The 16,489-nt window shown below is 69.8% G+C and carries 16 protein-coding genes and 1 pseudogene; 2 read left to right on the top strand and 15 right to left on the bottom strand.

Translation table 11 applies throughout. The features are described from left to right. Positions 1–85 precede the first annotated feature (85 nt). Positions 86–670, top strand: a complete 585-nt coding sequence (locus tag QFZ74_RS08855) for a hypothetical protein (RefSeq protein WP_307620248.1) — start codon at positions 86–88, stop codon at positions 668–670. Positions 671–894: 224 nt separating this feature from the next. Here QFZ74_RS08855 and QFZ74_RS08850 read toward each other — a convergent pair whose 3' ends face one another. The 6 genes and pseudogenes from QFZ74_RS08850 to QFZ74_RS08825 all read right to left on the bottom strand — a co-directional run. Next, positions 895–1,293 carry a hypothetical protein gene (locus tag QFZ74_RS08850; protein ID WP_307620247.1) on the bottom strand — a complete coding sequence of 133 codons (399 nt, stop codon included), beginning with the start codon at positions 1,291–1,293 and terminating at the stop codon, positions 895–897. Positions 1,294–1,434: 141 nt separating this feature from the next. After that, complete coding sequence (locus tag QFZ74_RS08845; protein ID WP_307620246.1) at positions 1,435–3,189, bottom strand: NAD+ synthase; 1,755 nt, start codon at positions 3,187–3,189, stop codon at positions 1,435–1,437. A gap of 108 nt (positions 3,190–3,297) precedes the next feature. Further along, on the bottom strand, positions 3,298–5,238 hold the full coding sequence (locus tag QFZ74_RS08840) for a protease pro-enzyme activation domain-containing protein (protein WP_307620245.1): 1,941 nt from the start codon (positions 5,236–5,238) through the stop codon (positions 3,298–3,300). Positions 5,239–5,466: 228 nt separating this feature from the next. Beyond that, positions 5,467–6,102 carry a DUF305 domain-containing protein gene (locus QFZ74_RS08835; protein ID WP_307620244.1) on the bottom strand — a complete coding sequence of 212 codons (636 nt, stop codon included), beginning with the start codon at positions 6,100–6,102 and terminating at the stop codon, positions 5,467–5,469. Continuing rightward, positions 6,102–6,785 carry a DUF3105 domain-containing protein gene (locus tag QFZ74_RS08830; protein ID WP_307620243.1) on the bottom strand — a complete coding sequence of 228 codons (684 nt, stop codon included), beginning with the start codon at positions 6,783–6,785 and terminating at the stop codon, positions 6,102–6,104. The genes QFZ74_RS08835 and QFZ74_RS08830 overlap by 1 nt, the downstream gene beginning before the upstream one ends. 151 nt (positions 6,786–6,936) lie before the next feature. Beyond that, a pseudogene (locus QFZ74_RS08825) lies at positions 6,937–7,282 on the bottom strand (hemin transporter); the annotation flags it as partial. A gap of 286 nt (positions 7,283–7,568) precedes the next feature. Between QFZ74_RS08825 and glnA the strand changes: the two are divergent. Then, complete coding sequence (gene glnA, locus QFZ74_RS08820; RefSeq protein WP_307620242.1) at positions 7,569–8,930, top strand: type I glutamate--ammonia ligase; 1,362 nt, start codon at positions 7,569–7,571, stop codon at positions 8,928–8,930. Positions 8,931–9,056: 126 nt separating this feature from the next. On the opposite strand, the gene QFZ74_RS08815 is transcribed toward glnA, so the two are convergent. The 9 genes from QFZ74_RS08815 to QFZ74_RS08775 all read right to left on the bottom strand — a co-directional run bounded on the left by QFZ74_RS08815 (position 9,057) and on the right by QFZ74_RS08775 (position 16,488). Beyond that, positions 9,057–9,803 carry a dienelactone hydrolase family protein gene (locus QFZ74_RS08815; RefSeq protein WP_307620241.1) on the bottom strand — a complete coding sequence of 249 codons (747 nt, stop codon included), beginning with the start codon at positions 9,801–9,803 and terminating at the stop codon, positions 9,057–9,059. 371 nt (positions 9,804–10,174) lie between these two features. Next, complete coding sequence (locus QFZ74_RS08810) at positions 10,175–10,618, bottom strand: type II toxin-antitoxin system VapC family toxin (protein ID WP_307620240.1); 444 nt, start codon at positions 10,616–10,618, stop codon at positions 10,175–10,177. Beyond that, positions 10,619–10,870 carry a CopG family transcriptional regulator gene (locus QFZ74_RS08805; protein ID WP_307620239.1) on the bottom strand — a complete coding sequence of 84 codons (252 nt, stop codon included), beginning with the start codon at positions 10,868–10,870 and terminating at the stop codon, positions 10,619–10,621. Positions 10,871–11,211: 341 nt separating this feature from the next. Then, the gene (locus QFZ74_RS08800) at positions 11,212–11,679 is read right to left on the bottom strand and encodes a hypothetical protein (RefSeq protein WP_307620238.1); all 468 of its coding nucleotides are present in this window, start codon (positions 11,677–11,679) and stop codon (positions 11,212–11,214) included. Positions 11,680–11,900: 221 nt separating this feature from the next. Then, positions 11,901–12,698, bottom strand: a complete 798-nt coding sequence (locus tag QFZ74_RS08795; protein ID WP_307620237.1) for a hypothetical protein — start codon at positions 12,696–12,698, stop codon at positions 11,901–11,903. Positions 12,699–12,958: 260 nt separating this feature from the next. After that, the gene (locus QFZ74_RS08790; protein WP_307620236.1) at positions 12,959–13,183 is read right to left on the bottom strand and encodes a DUF397 domain-containing protein; all 225 of its coding nucleotides are present in this window, start codon (positions 13,181–13,183) and stop codon (positions 12,959–12,961) included. Next, complete coding sequence (locus tag QFZ74_RS08785; RefSeq protein WP_307620235.1) at positions 13,180–14,055, bottom strand: helix-turn-helix transcriptional regulator; 876 nt, start codon at positions 14,053–14,055, stop codon at positions 13,180–13,182. Before QFZ74_RS08785 ends, QFZ74_RS08790 begins: the two co-directional genes overlap by 4 nt. Before the next feature lie 115 nt (positions 14,056–14,170). Beyond that, positions 14,171–15,190, bottom strand: a complete 1,020-nt coding sequence (locus QFZ74_RS08780) for a TolB-like translocation protein (protein WP_307620234.1) — start codon at positions 15,188–15,190, stop codon at positions 14,171–14,173. Continuing rightward, positions 15,187–16,488, bottom strand: coding sequence for an MFS transporter (locus tag QFZ74_RS08775; protein ID WP_307620233.1), 1,302 nt, complete (start codon positions 16,486–16,488; stop codon positions 15,187–15,189). Before QFZ74_RS08775 ends, QFZ74_RS08780 begins: the two co-directional genes overlap by 4 nt. Position 16,489: the final 1 nt, after the last annotated feature.

Genomic DNA, 16,489 nt, shown 5'->3' with positions numbered 1-16,489 from the left:
CTCACCGGGGTACTTGTGCACTTCTCCGGGGCTCATTCTCTGTCGCACGCGCAGGAACCAGCGGCCCGAGAAGGAGCGTCGGCACATGGAACCCACAGCCGAATCCGCAGTCATGGCACTCAGCCCGGTCGAACATGAGCCCGGCGTTCTGGCACACTCCACCGCCGATCGGAGACTGGCGGCCGAGCACTGGCTGCTGTCCTCCCATGGCGCTCCTCAGCGGGCCCGGCTGGAGTGGCAGGAGCACAAGGTCGCGCTGCTGCCGCTCGGAACCCTGTTCTCCGCCGTACGGATCCCTGGTGGCTTGGTTTTCGCGATCGCCGGGGCGGAGGAGCCGGACGAGGTGGACCCGTTCCTGGAAGACGCCCTCGGAAGCGGCCCGGTCATCTGCGACCCTCGCGGACGCCGGTACTACGTGCTGGTGCCGGCGAGCATGCCCCACACTTGGCGCCAGGCGGCGGACGAGTGGCGTACCCGGCTGGACGTGGAGGTGCTCGGGCGCGCCACCTATCTCGGGGTGCCGCGGTTGAACGAGACGGACTTCGACCCGAGCTCGTGCCACTCGTACTGGTCCGTGCCGATGCGGTCGGCCGCCGAACTCTGCGCGCCGCTGAGGGTTGCACGGCTGCTCGCGGTCGGGCAGCGGGCAGTGGCGGAAGACGGCCAGTGATGGAAGAACGCACCTGGGCAGACCGGACTCAGAGGTGGGGGCTGAGAGACAGGGGGTTCGATCAACCGCGTCGAAGGGGACGGGCGGGCCTCGATACCGGTGGGCTCGCGTATTCGACTGTCGTCAGTTCTCTGTGGGCCCAGCCCTGGGCAACAAGGGTAGGTGCCGCCCAGCCCGGCCTGGTCGTCGTGGCCAAGCGCCGCGGCCGAGGGTCAGCCGCGTCCCTAAACAGGACCTGCGGAGCCACGCCGGTCCTCGACATGGACGACGTGCAGCTCGGTGCCGTCACGGTGGCGCTTGGAACGTCCGCACATCCCGACAGCAAAGTTCTCTGGACCACTGGGCTCGTCGGGCGCGACATAAGAGAGGACGTCCTGGTGGTGACCGGTGACCACCCAGCCGTCGGCGTCCTTGACGTCGATCACCCCGAAGTCTCCCGCAGCAGAGCCTGCACGCACAGGACCGAACTCCCTGAGGATCTCGGTGGCCTGTTCGGCAAGGTCTCTATCGGGAGCGGTAAGCACCACACAGGTGCCGTGTTCGAACAGCACCCACGACTTGTGAGGGTCGGTGAGAAGGCGCTGCCAGACGTCGACGAGTGTCTCGGTATTCACGGCGATCATGATGCCGCAGAGCCTCGACACACACCGGGGCGATCTACTGATGCCGTTGGTGAAATACGCGACACCTCACCAGGCGAGCCCACCCGTCCCAGGGGCCGGGTGGGCAAATGAGGCTTGGAGGCGGAGCCCCCAGGGAACCGCTCAGCCCCGCTCCCGCCACCCGTTCGTGATCGGCATCCGCCGGTCCTTCCCGAAGCCCTTCGCCGAGATCTTCGTCCCCGGCGGGTACTGGCGGCGCTTGTACTCCGCCGTGTCGACCATGCGGAGGGTCTTCGTGACCAGGTCGGGGTCGAAGCCCGCCGCGATGATCGTGTCGGCGCCCTTGTCGTGGTCGACGTAGAGGTCGAGGATCGCGTCCAGGACCGCGTAGTCCGGGAGGGAGTCCGTGTCCATCTGGCCCGGGCGGAGTTCGGCGCTCGGGGGCTTGGTGAGGGAGTTCTCGGGGATCGGCGGGGTCTCGTCCCGCTCCAGCGCGACGCGGTTGCGCCACTCCGCGAGCTGGAACACCGACGTCTTGTACACGTCCTTGATGGGCCCGTACGCGCCCGCCGAGTCGCCGTACAGGGTCGAATAGCCCACCGCCAGCTCGGACTTGTTGCCCGGGGCCAGCACGATGTGGCCCTCCTGGTTGGAGAGGGCCATGAGCAGCGTGCCGCGCAGGCGGGACTGGAGGTTCTCCTCCGCCAGGCCCGTCAGCCCCAGCGACTCCATGTACGCGTCGAACATCGGGGCGATGGGCACCGTACGGAAGTTGAGGCCCGTGCGGCGCGCCAGCTCCGCCGCGTCCTCCTTCGAGTGCTCCGAGGAGTACTTCGAGGGCATCGACACGCCGTACACGTTCTCCGCGCCCACCGCGTCGCAGGCGATCGCCGCGACGAGGGCCGAGTCGATGCCGCCGGACAGGCCGATCAGGACCGACCGGAAGCCGTTCTTGTGCACATACGCCCGCAGGCCCGCCACCAGCGCCGCGTACATCTCCTCGGTGTCGTCCAGCCGGTCCGCGCGCTCGCCGGTGTACCGGGGCTCGTACGCCGGGACCGGCTCCTCGGACAGGACCACGCGCTCGATGCGCAGACCGTCGTCCACCACGCCCGTCGGGGCGACGGCAGCGGCCGGCGGGAGGTCCAGGTCCAGCAGCACGCACTCCTCGGCGAACTGGGGCGCCCGCGCGAGCACGTCGCCGTCGGCGTCGACCACGATCGAGTCGCCGTCGAAGACCAGCTCGTCCTGGCCGCCGGTCATCGCGACGTAGGCCGTGGTGCAGCCCGCCTCCTGGGCCCGCTTGCGGACCAGGTCGAGGCGGGTGTCGTCCTTGTGGACCTCGAAGGGGGAGGCGTTGATGGACAGGAGCAGGCCCGCGTCCGCCGAACGGGCCGCCGGGACGCGCCCGCCGTCCTGCCACAGGTCCTCGCAGATGGCGAAGGCGACGTCCACCCCGTGCACCCGCAGGACCGGCATCGTGTCACCCGGAACGAAGTAGCGGAACTCGTCGAAGACGCCGTAGTTGGGGAGGTGATGCTTGGCGAAGGTGAGGATCACTTCGCCGCCGTGCAGCACCGCTCCCGCGTTCTGCGGGGCGCCGGCCGGCTGGCCGTAGCGCGGCCGCGCGGTCCCGGCGCGGTCGAGGTAGCCGACGACCACCGGCACCTCCCCGAGCCCCTCGTCGGCGAGCCGTGCGGCCAGCGTGCGCAGGGCGGCGCGGGAGGCCTCGACGAAGGAGGAGCGCAGCGCCAGGTCCTCGACGGGATACCCGGTCAGCACCATCTCGGGGAACGCCACGAGGTGCGCTCCCCGCTCGGCGGCGTGCCGCGTCCAGCGGACCACCGACTCGGTGTTGTGGGCGAGGTCGCCGACCTTCGCGTCCACCTGGTTCAGGGCGAGACGTAGCTGAGGCACGCGACCCAGTGTAATCGTCAGAGCGACGCGATGGGGGGCGGCGTGAGGTGTGGTGCACCCCACGCCGCCCCCCTCACCGGTGCCGGGCGGGCACCGGTCGCCGAAGGATCAGCGGCGGCTGTACGAGTCGACGTAGCCGTTCGCGGGCGAGCCCACGCCGGTCACGTCGTCGTAGCCCTTCCCCGCGGACAGCGAGCTGTCCTTGCCGAGGCTGCGGACGGAGGTGAGCACACCGCCCGCAGCGTCGACGCCGTTGGCGAAGTCGACGCGTGCCACGGCGAGTCCGGAGCCCGTCGGGTTGTCCGTGACGTCGTGGTACGCCTTCGAACCGAACCGGCTGTAGATCACCGGGTTGGCGAAGCCGATCGGCTTGCCGCCGCGCGCCTCCTGGGCCAGGGCCTGGACGGCCGCGATCACCGGGGCGGCCAGCGAGGTGCCGCCGATGCGGTACTCGCTGTACTGCTGGCTCCCGTCCGGGAAGGTCTGCGTCTGGCCGACCTTGAAACCGGTGTTCGGGTCGGCGATCGCCGCGATGTCCGGGACGACGCGGTTGCCGGAGGCGCTGTTGGCCGTGGCGAGCGCGTTCGGGACGACGCCCTTCTGGTAGTACGGCTGCGCGACCGTCTTGCTGGTGCCGCCGCCCGCGCCCGAGGTGTAGGCGCCGGGGAAGCCGACCCAGCTCTTGCCGTCGGCCGACAGCGCCGCCTTCTCGGTGCCCCAGCCGGTCTCCCACAGGTAGTGGTCGCCCTTGCCGACGGCCAGCGAGGTGCCGCCGACCGCGGTCACCCACGCTGAGTTGGCCGGGGTGTCCACCTGCTTGGTCCCGGTGTTGGCGACCTCGTCGCCGTTGTCGCCGGAGGAGAAGTAGAAGCCGATGCCCTGCACCGCGCCGAGCTGGAAGACCTGGTCGTAGGCGGTCGCGAGGTCGGGCGTCTGGTTGGCCTCGATGTCGCCCCAGGAGTTGGAGACGATGTCGGCCAGGTGCTTGTCGACGATCTTGCTGAGCGAGTCGAGCAGGTCGTCGTCGTAGCAGGACGAGGCGCCGACGTAGGTGACGTCGGCCTCCGGCGCGACCGCGTGCACGGCCTCGACGTCGAGGGTCTCCTCGCCGTACCAGCCGGCCGCCCCGCACTCCTCGGTCTTCGTGTACTTCTTCGGCAGCACCTGGTGGAGCTGGTCCGTCGTCCAGGCCGCGTCACCGTGCTTGTTCGCGTAGGTGGCCGCGTCGTAGGCGATGGTCGGCGAGGCAAAGGCGTCGGTGATGGCGATCCGCACGCCCTTGCCCGTGTGCGCGCCCGCACCGTACGCGGCGCGCAGCTGCTTGCCCGTGTAGCCCTTGACCGCGTACGGGATCTTCGTGCCGTACGCGTCCGGCAGCGTGCTCGCGATGTTCGAGCCGTAGTACGAGGAGAACGGGCCCGAGTTCTTGAACACGGCGTCCGGCGGCGGCAGTTGGTCCTTGTGGCTCGCCTTGTGCGGGGCGTTGTCCAGGCCGGTGACGGTCAGGACGGCGCCCTTCAGGGTGGCCGGGACGGAGGCCGTGCGCGACGGCGCGCGGTAAGTCCTCTTGCCCTTGGCGTAGTTGTGCAGCTGGGTGCCGAACGCCTTCTCGGCGGCGGCCACGTCACCGGTGACGGAGACGTAGTGCGCGCTGACGCCGGTGACCTTCAGGCCGGCCGAGGTCAGCCACGACTTCACCGCGGCCACCTGCGCCCGGGTCGCGCCGAAGCGCGCCTGCGCCTGCTTGGCCGTCAGGTACTTGCCGTACTGCGACGAGGACGGGTCGGACACCGCCTTCGCGTACCGGGCGAGGCCGGCCGCGTCCCGTCCGGCCAGGTAGACCCGCGCGGAGACCTGGGCGCCGTTCGCGGCGTCGCCCTTGTCCGCCGTGGCCGTGGCCCAGGCCGGCCGGGTGCCGGAGAGCGTGTCCCGGCCCGGGTCGTCCGCGGCGTGTGCCGCGGGTATGCCGAGCGCCAGCGCACCGGCGAGCATCGGCAGCGTCGCCGCCAGGCTCATGCCGGTGCGCAATGTGGCGCGGTTGGATCTCATAGAACCCCCTGCGATGCGACTCGCATGCATGTAGTGGTCGGTCTTCGCCGATCCGCTCGGGCCCGCGGCGGCAGTGGCCCGCTCATGGATCACACGATGACGGCCACTCTTGCGATGAACCGTTCATGCCAGGGGAACGCGAGGGTCAAGAGAAACCCAAGGAACCGTCAGGCGGGCTCAAGGAACCGCCAGGCGGGGCGAATTGGGGCTTTGATCCTTGCGGTGGTGTTACGAACGCGGCTGCACGCCCCGCTCCTTGAGCATCGCCGCCATCAACTCGATCTCGGACCGCTGCGCGTCGACCATGCCCCGCGCGAGCCTCTTCTCCACGCCCACCGTGCACTTGGCCACGCAACCCTCGGCCATGTGGATGCCGCCCCGGTGATGGGCGGTCATCAACTGGAGGTAGAGCACCTCGGCCTTACGGCCGCTGAGCCGGTTCAGCTCCTTCAACTGGGCGTTGGTCGCCATGCCAGGCATCAGCGCGCCGTCCTTGCCGGAGGCCATGTCGCCCATGCCCATCCAGGTCATCGGCGGCTCGGCCGACACCTTCGGCAGCTCCCACAGATCCAGCCAACCAAGCAGCATGCCCCGCTGGTTGGCCTGCGTCTGCGCGATGTCGTAGGCGAGCGACCGCACTTCCTTGTCCCGGGTGCGGTCGCGCACGATCCACGACATCTCGACGGCCTGCTGGTGATGGACCGCCATGTCCCGCGCGAACCCCGCGTCCGCGGACTCGGCGCCGGGCGTGCCCGCGGAGGTCACCGGCTTCGTGCCGTCGCCCTCGGCGACCGCGTAGGTGATCGCGCCGGCCGCGACGAGCGCGGCCGCCGCGGCCCCGGCGATCAGCACCGTGTTGCGCACTACGACAGGCCGCCCGTGCACGGTGCACCCGGCTCGGGCGTCTGCTTGCCCTGCACGAACTCGGCGAGGAAACGGTCCACATCGGGGTCGCTCGCGCTCTTCACCGTGCGCTGATGCCCCCACGCGCTGAGCATGATCGGGTCCTTCTGCGCCTCGTCCGGGCTCATCAGCGTGTACGGCGTCTTGCGCACCTTGGCCGCCAGCGCCTCGACGTCGGCCTTGGGCGCCTTGCTGGTGTACGTCACCCAGACCGCGCCGTGCTCCATCGCGTGCACGGTGTTCATGTTGTTGAGCGCCTTGGTGTACACGTCGCCGTTGCAGTTCTGCCAGACGCGGCTGTGGTCGCCGCCGACCGGGGGCTCGCTCGGGTAGTGCACCGCCGCGACGACGTGATTGCGGGTCAGCGTGCCCTCCCAGACCCGTACCCCGTCCTTGCGCGTGACGAAGTGCCCGGGGCGCTTCTTCGCGCTCGCCGCCGTGTTCTTGGCGTCCTGCTTGGCGTCGGAGTCGTCGCCCTGCGACCGCACGACCACGATGCCGCCGACGACGAGACCGGCGACGGCCACCACGCTCGCGGCGATGACAAGGATCCGGTTGCGACGCTCACGCGCCTTCTCGGCGCGCCGCATCTCCTCTATGCGCGCGGTACGCGCCGCGGTGCCGGTGCTCTTGGCGGAACCCATGAGGCGTGTCCTTCTGAAGAAAAGGGCGGGACGGTAGGGCCCGATGATCCTAAGGGGAGAGGCGGGTCCCGCCACAGGGATGCGCCATGGAAACGCTCGAGAAGAATAATTTGGGGATCCCCCGGGCTCCCGCGGACTCGTGACAGGGCCGTTACGCCAGCCAGAGGTCGGGGCCGAAGACCTCGTAGTGGATGTCGGCCGGAGCCACATCCTTCTCGATCAAGCTGCGAGCGCATCGCGCGCATGAACGGCAGCGGCCCGCAGAGGTACGCGCGCGTGCCGGGCAGGACGTCGATGTCCCGCAGGCCGACGCGTCCCGTGGGCTCGCCCTCCCGCGCGCCCTGCTCGTAGAAGAAGTGCACGGAGGCGTCCGCGAGCTTGGTGGCGTACGCCTCCTGGTCGTCGCGCAGGGCGTGGGTGGCGGGGGAGCGGTCGCCGTGCACGACGGTGACCGGGCCCTGGTGACCGGTCTCCGCGAGCTGCGCCAGCATCGAGACTCGGGCGGCGGACCGCCGACATTGCCCCGCGGCGGACCGCTCGGCCATTACGGATGTCGGCGGGACCAGGCAAGATGGTCGACAGGGCGGTACACCCGCCGTCGTATGTGTGACGGCGCGGCGGTCCGTGTGTGACGGTGGCCGTACGGCGTTCAGACAGGAGCCGGCCGCTCGATCATGGTCCGCAACGCGCACGAAATGGTGGTGTGGTGGGATGCTCGGGTGCCGACCGCCTCTCGCGGCACCGTGGAAGGCGGCCTGACCAGCAAGGATGGGGAAGCGGAAGATGGACAAGCAGCAGGAGTTCGTGCTCCGGACCTTGGAGGAGCGCGACATCCGGTTCGTACGGCTGTGGTTCACGGACGTGCTGGGATTCCTCAAGTCCGTGGCCGTGGCCCCGGCCGAGCTGGAGCAGGCCTTCGACGAGGGCATCGGCTTCGACGGCTCCGCCATCGAGGGCTTCGCCCGGGTCTACGAGTCCGACATGATCGCCAAGCCGGACCCGTCGACCTTCCAGGTCCTGCCGTGGCGCGCCGAGGCCCCCGGCACCGCCCGCATGTTCTGCGACATCCTCATGCCGGACGGCTCCCCGTCCTTCGCCGACCCGCGCTACGTCCTCAAGCGCGCGCTGGCCAAGACCTCCGACCTGGGCTTCACCTTCTACACCCACCCGGAGATCGAGTTCTTCCTGCTGAAGGACCGGCCCCTGGACGGCTCCCGCCCCACCCCAGCCGACAACTCCGGCTACTTCGACCACACCCCGACGCACGTCGGCATGGACTTCCGCCGTACGGCGATCACGATGCTGGAGTCGATGGGCATCTCGGTGGAGTTCTCCCACCACGAGGGCGCCCCGGGCCAGCAGGAGATCGACCTCCGCTACGCCGACGCGCTCTCGACGGCGGACAACATCATGACCTTCCGGCAGGTCATGAAGCAGGTGGCGCTGGAGCAGGGCGTGCACGCGACCTTCATGCCGAAACCGTTCTCCGAGCACCCCGGCTCGGGCATGCACACCCATCTCTCCCTCTTCGAGGGCGACCGGAACGCGTTCTACGAGTCCGGCGCCGAGTACCAGCTCTCCAAGGTCGGCCGCTCCTTCATCGCGGGCCTGCTGCGGCACGCGGCGGAGATCTCCGCGGTCACCAACCAGTGGGTCAACTCCTACAAGCGCATCTGGGGCGGCTCCGAGCGCACGGCCGGCGCCGGCGGCGAGGCCCCGTCCTACATCTGCTGGGGCCACAACAACCGCAGCGCCCTCGTCCGCGTGCCCATGTACAAGCCCGGCAAGACCGGCTCCGCCCGCATCGAGGTCCGCTCCCTGGACTCGGGCGCCAACCCCTACCTCTCCTACGCCGTCCTCCTGGCCGCCGGCCTCAAGGGCATCGAGGAGGGCTACGAACTCCCACCGGGCGCCGAGGACGACGTCTGGGCCCTCTCCAACGCCGAGCGCCGCGCGATGGGCATCGAACCACTGCCCCAGAACCTGGGCGAGGCCCTGACGCTCATGGAGCGCAGCGACCTGGTCGCCGAGACGCTCGGCGAGCATGTCTTCGACTTCTTCCTCCGGAACAAGCGGTCGGAGTGGGAGGAGTACCGGTCCGAGGTGACGGCGTTCGAGCTTCGGAAGAATCTGCCGGTGCTGTAGCCGACTGGGCTGGACTTGCCTTCAGGCCGGCACGGTGTGCGCCGGCCCGAAGGCTTTCAGTGGCTCAGTGGCTCAGTGGCTCAGTGGCACCGGTGAACCGGTGGTGAGGGGGCGGATGGCCCGGCCTCACCTCAGGTGCCGGGTGAAGAACTGCGCCGCGGAGTCTCCCGCGAACTGCGGGACGCCGGCGTGGCCGCCCATGTTGGCGTGCAGGGACTTCTCCTTGGAGCCGAAGGCGTCGAACAGGTCCAGGGCCGCCTGCCGGTCGTTCCCTTCGTCGTCCCACTGCAGCAGGACGTGCAGCGGAATGGTGACCTGGCGGGCCTCCTCGAACATGGTGCGAGGCACGAGGCTCCCGGCGAAGAGACCGGCGGCCACGATGCGCGGCTCGACCACCGCCAGCCGGACGCCGATGGAGATCACTCCCCCCGAGTACCCGACCGGGCCGCCGATCTCGGGCAGCGTCAGGAGGGCGTCAAGGGCGGCCTGCCATTCCGGGACCGCCTTGTCGACGAGAGGGAGGACGAGGGCGTCGACGATCTCGTCGCCGACCGGCTCGCCGGCTTCCCTGGCCCGGCGCAGGTCGGCGCGGGCCTGCTCGGCGGCGGGCCAGCGGGGCCGGTCGCCGCATCCGGGGAGCTCGATGGTGGCCGTGGCGAAGCCGTCCGCCGCGGCGCGCCGGGCCCGGCCCACCAGCCGGGGGTACATCTTGTGCAGTCCGAGCGGGGGGTGGCCGAGCAGGATCAGCGGCACCGGTGCGGATGCGGATGCGGATCCGGGGGTCCACAGGATGCCGGGGATCTCGCCGAGGGTGAATTCGCGTTCGAGGACGCCGTCGTCGAGGCGCTGCTCGGAAGTGAAGCGAAGGTCCATGGTCGTGCCTTTCGGGAGTGCTGCTGAACGGCGCTCCCGGACGACCTGCCTATCGCCCGACCGTGACCCCGGAGGAGAGCACCCACGTCGATACGTTCATGGGTCCCACCTCCTCGTTCTCTCGCACGGCCTCTGTGAAATTAGCAGGGGGCGCCGTGGGCCGCCAAACGGTTTTCCGCGGGGGCCCCGTGGTCCGCTCGACGAGTGGGCGGACGTCTTGGCGCAGGCGCAAGCACTGTATGGCCAGGGCTCGTTCGTCCCTTGCATCGCGCGGTTGCCGGGGCGGTGAACAGATCCGAGGCTGGACTTGCCTGCGGGCCGGAGCGGCTGCCGCTCGGCCCGAAGACTTTCAGCGGGTGGCTCCGCGGCACCTACAGGTCATCCAGGTCATCGGGCAGGAGCCGGAATGCCGGGTGGGCGGTGAGGGGGCGGATGGCCCGGAAGTCCTTGCGGTCCAGGGTGAGGACGGCCTCCGTGGCGTATTCGCGGGCCAGGACGGCGATCACCGAGTCGGTCAGATCCAGCGCGAGCCCCTGGTAGCGGCGCTGAACGAGTCGTGCGTCGGTGAGGACGTCGACGTCGGCGTCACCCAGGCGGTAGCGCCCGCTCCGTACCTGCGCGAGGAGCTGGTCGATGACCTGCCCTGCGGCGTCCTTGCTGAACCGGCCGCTGAACAGATGATCGAGTTCGGCCAGCGCGAGCTGGGGGATGACGACGAGCCCAGCGGTGTCCATGACGTGCCGAGCCGTCGCGTGCTCGGGACAGCTGCGGTCGACCGACGCGATGATGCCCGAGGTGTCGGCAATGACGATCACCTATGAGGCCTTGCTCCAGTCACCGAAGCCGGTGTCGCGCAGTATGTCGTCAGCCCGCTCCGCGAAGCCGGGATCACCACTGTCGAGCACGGGGAGCCCGGCCGGCTCGTCCCACACGCGATTGCGGGCGATGGCGAGTCGGACACCCTCGCGGATCAATTCGGCCTCGCTGATGCCCTGACGGGCGGCGGTGACCTTGAGCTGCCGCAGGTCCTCGTCCTCGAGATAGACCGTGGTTCGTTTCAGGCTCATGGCTATATGGTACGCCTGCCATACGTTCGCTGCCGGGTCTGTGGGCCGACGGTCGTTGATACGGGCTGATCACCTGGGACGTGAACGTCGACTCCACCGCCTGTCGGCGCTGGGCGGCGGGAGCCCGGCCCGTGGCCGTGAGCAGCATGTGCCGAGCGGGGCCTAACTCAGAGCGATGAAACGTCGGAGCAGTGCTTGTGCCATGGCATGACCGTAATGTTCGGCGACATGCACTCCGCCAGGGACATCGACTTCCTCGCACCGGATGGGGCTGGGCGCCCTGCGCCTCGTGGTTCTGCGGCCCCTTAGCTGTCCGGGGTGAACGGGTCATGGTCCGTTGCTCAGCTCTCACAGCTCCCGCTCAGGGGCGAACCCCATGTGTGATCGTGGTGCGCTCTTCTCGTCAGGTGGACAAGCAGGTGCTCCGCTGTGTGGGAGACGGTGTCTTGGGGTGCTCCGGCCGAAGTCAGGGCGGCGCCGAGTCTCGCCGGCGCTGTCTCCGGGACGTCCGAATCGCTGAGGAGGGGAAGGATCAGCAGGAGGCGGGCGGCCGTGTCCCGGACCCCTTCGGCCGTGGGGGACGGGGTCTCGGCGATGCGGACCAGTTCGTGCCAAGGCAGTCCGGTTCCGGAGAGGCCGCCTTCCCAGCCGGCGACCTGCTGCGCGTAGCTCCGGCCCGGGTGGGTGAGGAGGTAGTCGATGCCGTAGTCGCCCACCATGTTGCGGTGGATCACCACGACTCCGGGACCGTCTGCAGCGGGTACGCGGAACACCGGCCAGCGTTCGCAGTCGAAGAGGACCTCCGACAAGGCATCGGTATCGGCGCCGTCATCGCCGAACTACTCCGGAACAGGGCGCGCCGTACTCGACCCGTAACCGCACATCGCCAGGAGGTAGTTCGACCAGAAGCCCGGCCGATCCAGCAGTGGTTCCCCCGCGACCAGAGGGCCGTGGTCGTATCCCTTGATCCGCATCCCTGGATCCTGTCACCAGCCACTGACACGGTTCGATCCGTCCTGTTCCCGAGAGGTCAGTCGGCTTCCCGGTAGTTCATGAACCAGTGGGTGTCGAAATAGCGGGCCATCGTGAACCGGTGGTGCGGGTCGATGAGGATGCGGCAGACGAACTCCGCGGTCTGGCACTCGAAGGGGACGTCCTCGCCGTCGAAGGACTGGACCACGACGGGCCAGTGCTCGGGGTCGTCGCCGTCGGTCCTCCAGCAGTAAAGGTCCTCGTGCTCGGTGCCCGCCCAGATGAGCAGCCCGTCCTCTCTGTGATGCGTCCACGGTTCCTGGTTCAGGTCCAGGTATCCGTCGAAGGCACCCTCGCCGAACGTCTCGACCATGCGCTTGTAGTCGCTGGGCAGCGCGGTACCCAGGCGCGACTCCATCTCCGCCCAGTCCACGTCCGGCCGCTGAGCGGGCTGCGTCCAGCCGGTGATCCGTATGAGCCGTTCCATCCAGTCGACGCCCTCGTCCGGAGCCACCTCCACGGGCTCGGGCACCTCTCTGGGGGCGACCACCAGTACCGGGCGCTCGGTTCCTTCTGCATCCCGCGCCGTACCCGTGCCGACCCACTGATCCCCGTACGCCCATGCCCGTATCTTCACGGCCCGGTCCTCGAAGGGAACGAGGAGAGCCGCGCCCCTGGACTCGTCGGCCGTCGGATCGGTGAAGCCGTCGAGGACGAGGGTGCGCGGGACGCCGTACCTGTCGGCGAGCAGGTCGGTCAGGTCCTGCGGGTCCAGGTCGGTGGGCAGGTACATGTGGCCGCCCGCCGGGCCGACTTGGGCCAGCAGGTCGTTGACGGTCGCTTGCGTGAGCTCCATGGCGGACAGTGAAGCGCACCGCACTGACAAGGGGCGTGCTCACGGACGTATCTGACGTTGGACACGTACGGCCGGGTGACCGCGGCCCGCTGGCGGACTGCCCGGACAGCGACCTCGTCCCGCCGGGTCGCCGGCCGCACTGCCCGTGGACATCACCCTCGCCGCCGAGTACGGCACGGACGCCGTCCTGACCGAACTCCCGTCGGCTGCGGCGCCGTTGGTCGGTTCCGGGTGACGCCATCCGGACATGGCCGGGCGGATCAATCCCGGCCCGTGAAGGCCAGGAAGTCCGCCCACGCGGAGGGGGTGAGGGTGAGGCGGGGGCCCCGCGGGGACTTGGAGTCCCGTACGTGAACGACGGGAGCGGTAGCGGGGGTTATCGCTATGGCGATCTCCACGCAGGAGTTGCCGTCGGGGCCGTCGCTGTAGCTGCTCTTGAACCAGTCCGGCTCGGGGCGGTCCGCGGCAGGGGCCTTACGAATCATGATTCTCCCAGCATGTGCTCGATGAAGGCCAGCGACTCCCGGGGCGTGAGAGCCTCCGACCGGATCGTGGCATAGCGCAGTTCAAGGATGCGTAGCTGCCTCGGGTCTGTGGTCGGGCGGCCGTTGTAGGCGCCGTCCGAGCGGCCGACCGCCGTGCCGTCGGTGAACTTCAGCACCTCGATCTTGCCGTTCAGACCAGGGTGAGCACCGGCATCCGTCGGCATCACTTGCAGTGTGACGTTACGCAATCGCCCTACCTCCAGCAGATGTTCGAGCTGCTGACGCCACACCGTCGTGCCGCCGACGGGGCGCCGCAGCGTGACTTCCTCCTGGACGAAACTGAGGGAGGGGGCAGGCAACCGCTCGAAGACGGACTTGCGGGCCATGCGGGCCGTGACCATGCGCTCGACCTCCTCCGTCGAGTAAGCCGGTTGCCACACCTCGAAGAGCGCCCGCGCATGCTCCGGCGTCTGCAGCAGCCCGTGAACGCTGAGCCCTACATACACCCCCATCTCTATGGCAGTTGCCTCCATCCGTGCCAAATCCCGCACCCGCTTCGGATACCGGACCTTCTGCACGTCCTCCTTCATCGCGGCGAGCAACCCGCCCGCCCGCAGAACCTCGTCCGCCTTCTCCAGATACTCGGGCCGGGGGATGCGCGACCCGCCCTCGATCTTGTAGACGAGGTCCTCTCCGTACCCCACCGCCGCCCCGAACTCGGCGGCGCGCAGCCCGACGGCTTCTCTCCGGAGCTTCAACTGGCGTCCCACCGTGGCGACGACGGCCACGCCCCACTCGTCGTCCGGGTCCACCTCCCACCCCGGCTCGTCCATCCCGCCCCTGAGCCGTACGGCCTCACCGTCCACCGACATCCGCCCGCGCCCCCTCCCTCGTACGCGTCCTATCGCGACGTGTCCGAAGGTAGAGGGCCCGGCCACCCCGAGTGACGTGAACGAAGCGACCGGAACGCCTTTGAGCTACATGAGGTCAGCCGATGAACGCCGGGGAGACCGCCGAGGTGCTGATGCGGTGGGGGCGTCCCGTGCCGTCGGACGGCATTTCGTACAGGTCGGCGCCGTAGTCGCCCGGCAGCGAGTACACCACCGTGTGGTCGTCCTTCCAGACCGCCTGGTCGTCGACGCTTCGCGTCTCCGCAAGTGGTGTCTCGCGCATCGTGCGCAGATTCAGGACGTGCAAGCGCCACGGGGCGTCCTTCGAAAGGCCCTTGACTCGCTTCTTGTACGCGATGCGTGTCCCGTCCGGGGAGAGGGACGGGCACTCCACGTTCTCGTGCAGGGTCGTGACCGTGCGGGTGTGCAGGTCGCCCCGGACCAGGTAGGTCCGGCCCTTCGTCGCCAGCGTCGCGTAGAACGTGCGGTCGTCCGATGCGAACGTCACGCCCCAGAAGTTCGCGTCGGAAGCACGGTACGTGCGGCCGTCCTTGATGACGCGGAAGGTCTCCAGGGTCGGGATCAGCTTCCCCGTCCTGACGTCCACGATCGCCGCGCGCGTCGAGAAGTTCGTGCCCGCGTAGGAGTCGCCGCCGACGAACGCAGTCCAGGCGGCGAAGTGGCCGGTGGGGGAGACCCGGGCGCGGGACGGGATGCCGGGGACGTCGTAGTGCGCCTTGGTGTGGAGAGCCGAGTCGAGGATCAAGGCGCGGTACGTGTCCGAGAGGGCGCCGTGGATCGACTGGAGGCAGACACCGGTGCCTGAAGCGGCGTAGAAGCGGAGGCACTTGACGCCCGAGGCGGTGCGGGGGCCCGTCGGGGACGACGCGTCGACCGTCGTCAGTTCGTCGCGGTGCGGGCCCCACGCCATGTTGCGGAACACCATGCGGCCGGGGGTCGTGAGCCTCACCTCGCCCGAGACCACAGGCGGGCCGCCTGCCTGCGGCTGGTCGCGGTGTTCGGCTCGGGCCGATGCGTGAAGCACCGCGGCCACCGCCACCACCGCCAGGGCCGCTACCGCCGACAGCAGGATCAGGATGCGGGTTCGTACCGTCAACTTGCTTTCTCCTCCGTACCGTTCAAGGTCAGGGCATACACCGCGTACACCGCGCAGCCCGCCAGTGCCACCGTCGCCACCGTGAGCGCCGTACGGTCGCCCCACACCGTCCAGGCCGCACCGAAGGCCAGCGAGCAGACGAAGCGGGCCAGGGCCTGGCCCGTCTGGACCAACGCCAGGCCCGACGTGCGCAGTCCCGGCGGTACGACCTCCGAGGCCGCCGCCATCAGCACGCCGTCCGTCGCCGCGTAGAAGGCGCCGTGCAGGAGCAGGACCGCGTACGGGAGCGCCGGGCCGTGCCACGACGTGAGGAGCAGGGCGTAGGCGAGGAGCAGGGCGGCGTGGCCCGCCAGGAACACGCGCCGGCGGCCCAGCCGGTCCGCGAGCCGGCCCAGCGGGATCGCCAGGAGCAGGAACGCCGCCGCCGTGCCCAGCGGCAGCAGGGCGAACCAGCGGTCCGGGACGCCGAGGCGGCGTTGCAGCAGCAGGTAGACGAAGGAGTCGCTGACCGTCGCCAGGCCCAGCAGCAGGGCGCAGACGGCGATGCGGCGCAGGTCGCGGTGGCGGAGGAGGGCCACCGCCGCGCGAAGTGTGGGGCGCGGGCCTTCGGCGACGGCGGTCCCGTGCCGGTCGCCCGGATCGCCCGGATCGCCCGGCACGAACAGCACCAGTACCAGCACCCCGATCACCGCCACGCAGAAGCTCACCGTGAACACCGCGTCGTAGCCGTCCACCGTCGCCCTGAGGATCAGGAACGCGGCGAGCGGGCCGAGCAGGGCGCCCGCCGTGTCCATCGCGCGGTGGACGCCGAAGGCGCGGCCGCGGGTCTCCGGGGTGCTGGTGAGGGAGATCAGCGCGTCGCGCGGGGCGGTGCGCAGGCCCTTGCCGGTGCGGTCGGCGGCCAGGACCAGGCCGATCGGCGTCACGGTGTGCGCGAGGAGCAGGAGTGGCTTGCAGAGCGCCGACACCGCGTATCCGGCGCCCGCCACCCACTTGTGGCGGCCTCCGCCCCGGTCGGCCAGATGCCCGCCCGCCAGCCGTACCAGCGCCGAGACGCCGTTGTAGATGCCGTCCAGGAGGCCGAAGCCCAGCGGGGAGAGGCCGAGGCCCGCCACCAGGTACAGCGGGAGCACCGCCGTGACCATCTCGGACGAGACGTCGGTGACCAGGCTGACCGTGCCGAGCGCGAGGACCGTGGGGGCGACCGCGGTGCGGCGCCGCCCGGCGGGAGGCCGGACGGCGCCGTTCGCGGACACCTCAGCGCTGGGCGTGCTTGCGCGGCTGTCCGCTACGTACATG

The sequence above is a fragment of the Streptomyces sp. V3I7 genome, assembly GCF_030817495.1.
In the GTDB taxonomy this organism is placed as follows: Bacteria; Actinomycetota; Actinomycetes; order Streptomycetales; family Streptomycetaceae; genus Streptomyces.
Note: the sequence above shows the minus strand (reverse complement) of the source record. Positions and strands in the feature narration are given on the sequence as shown.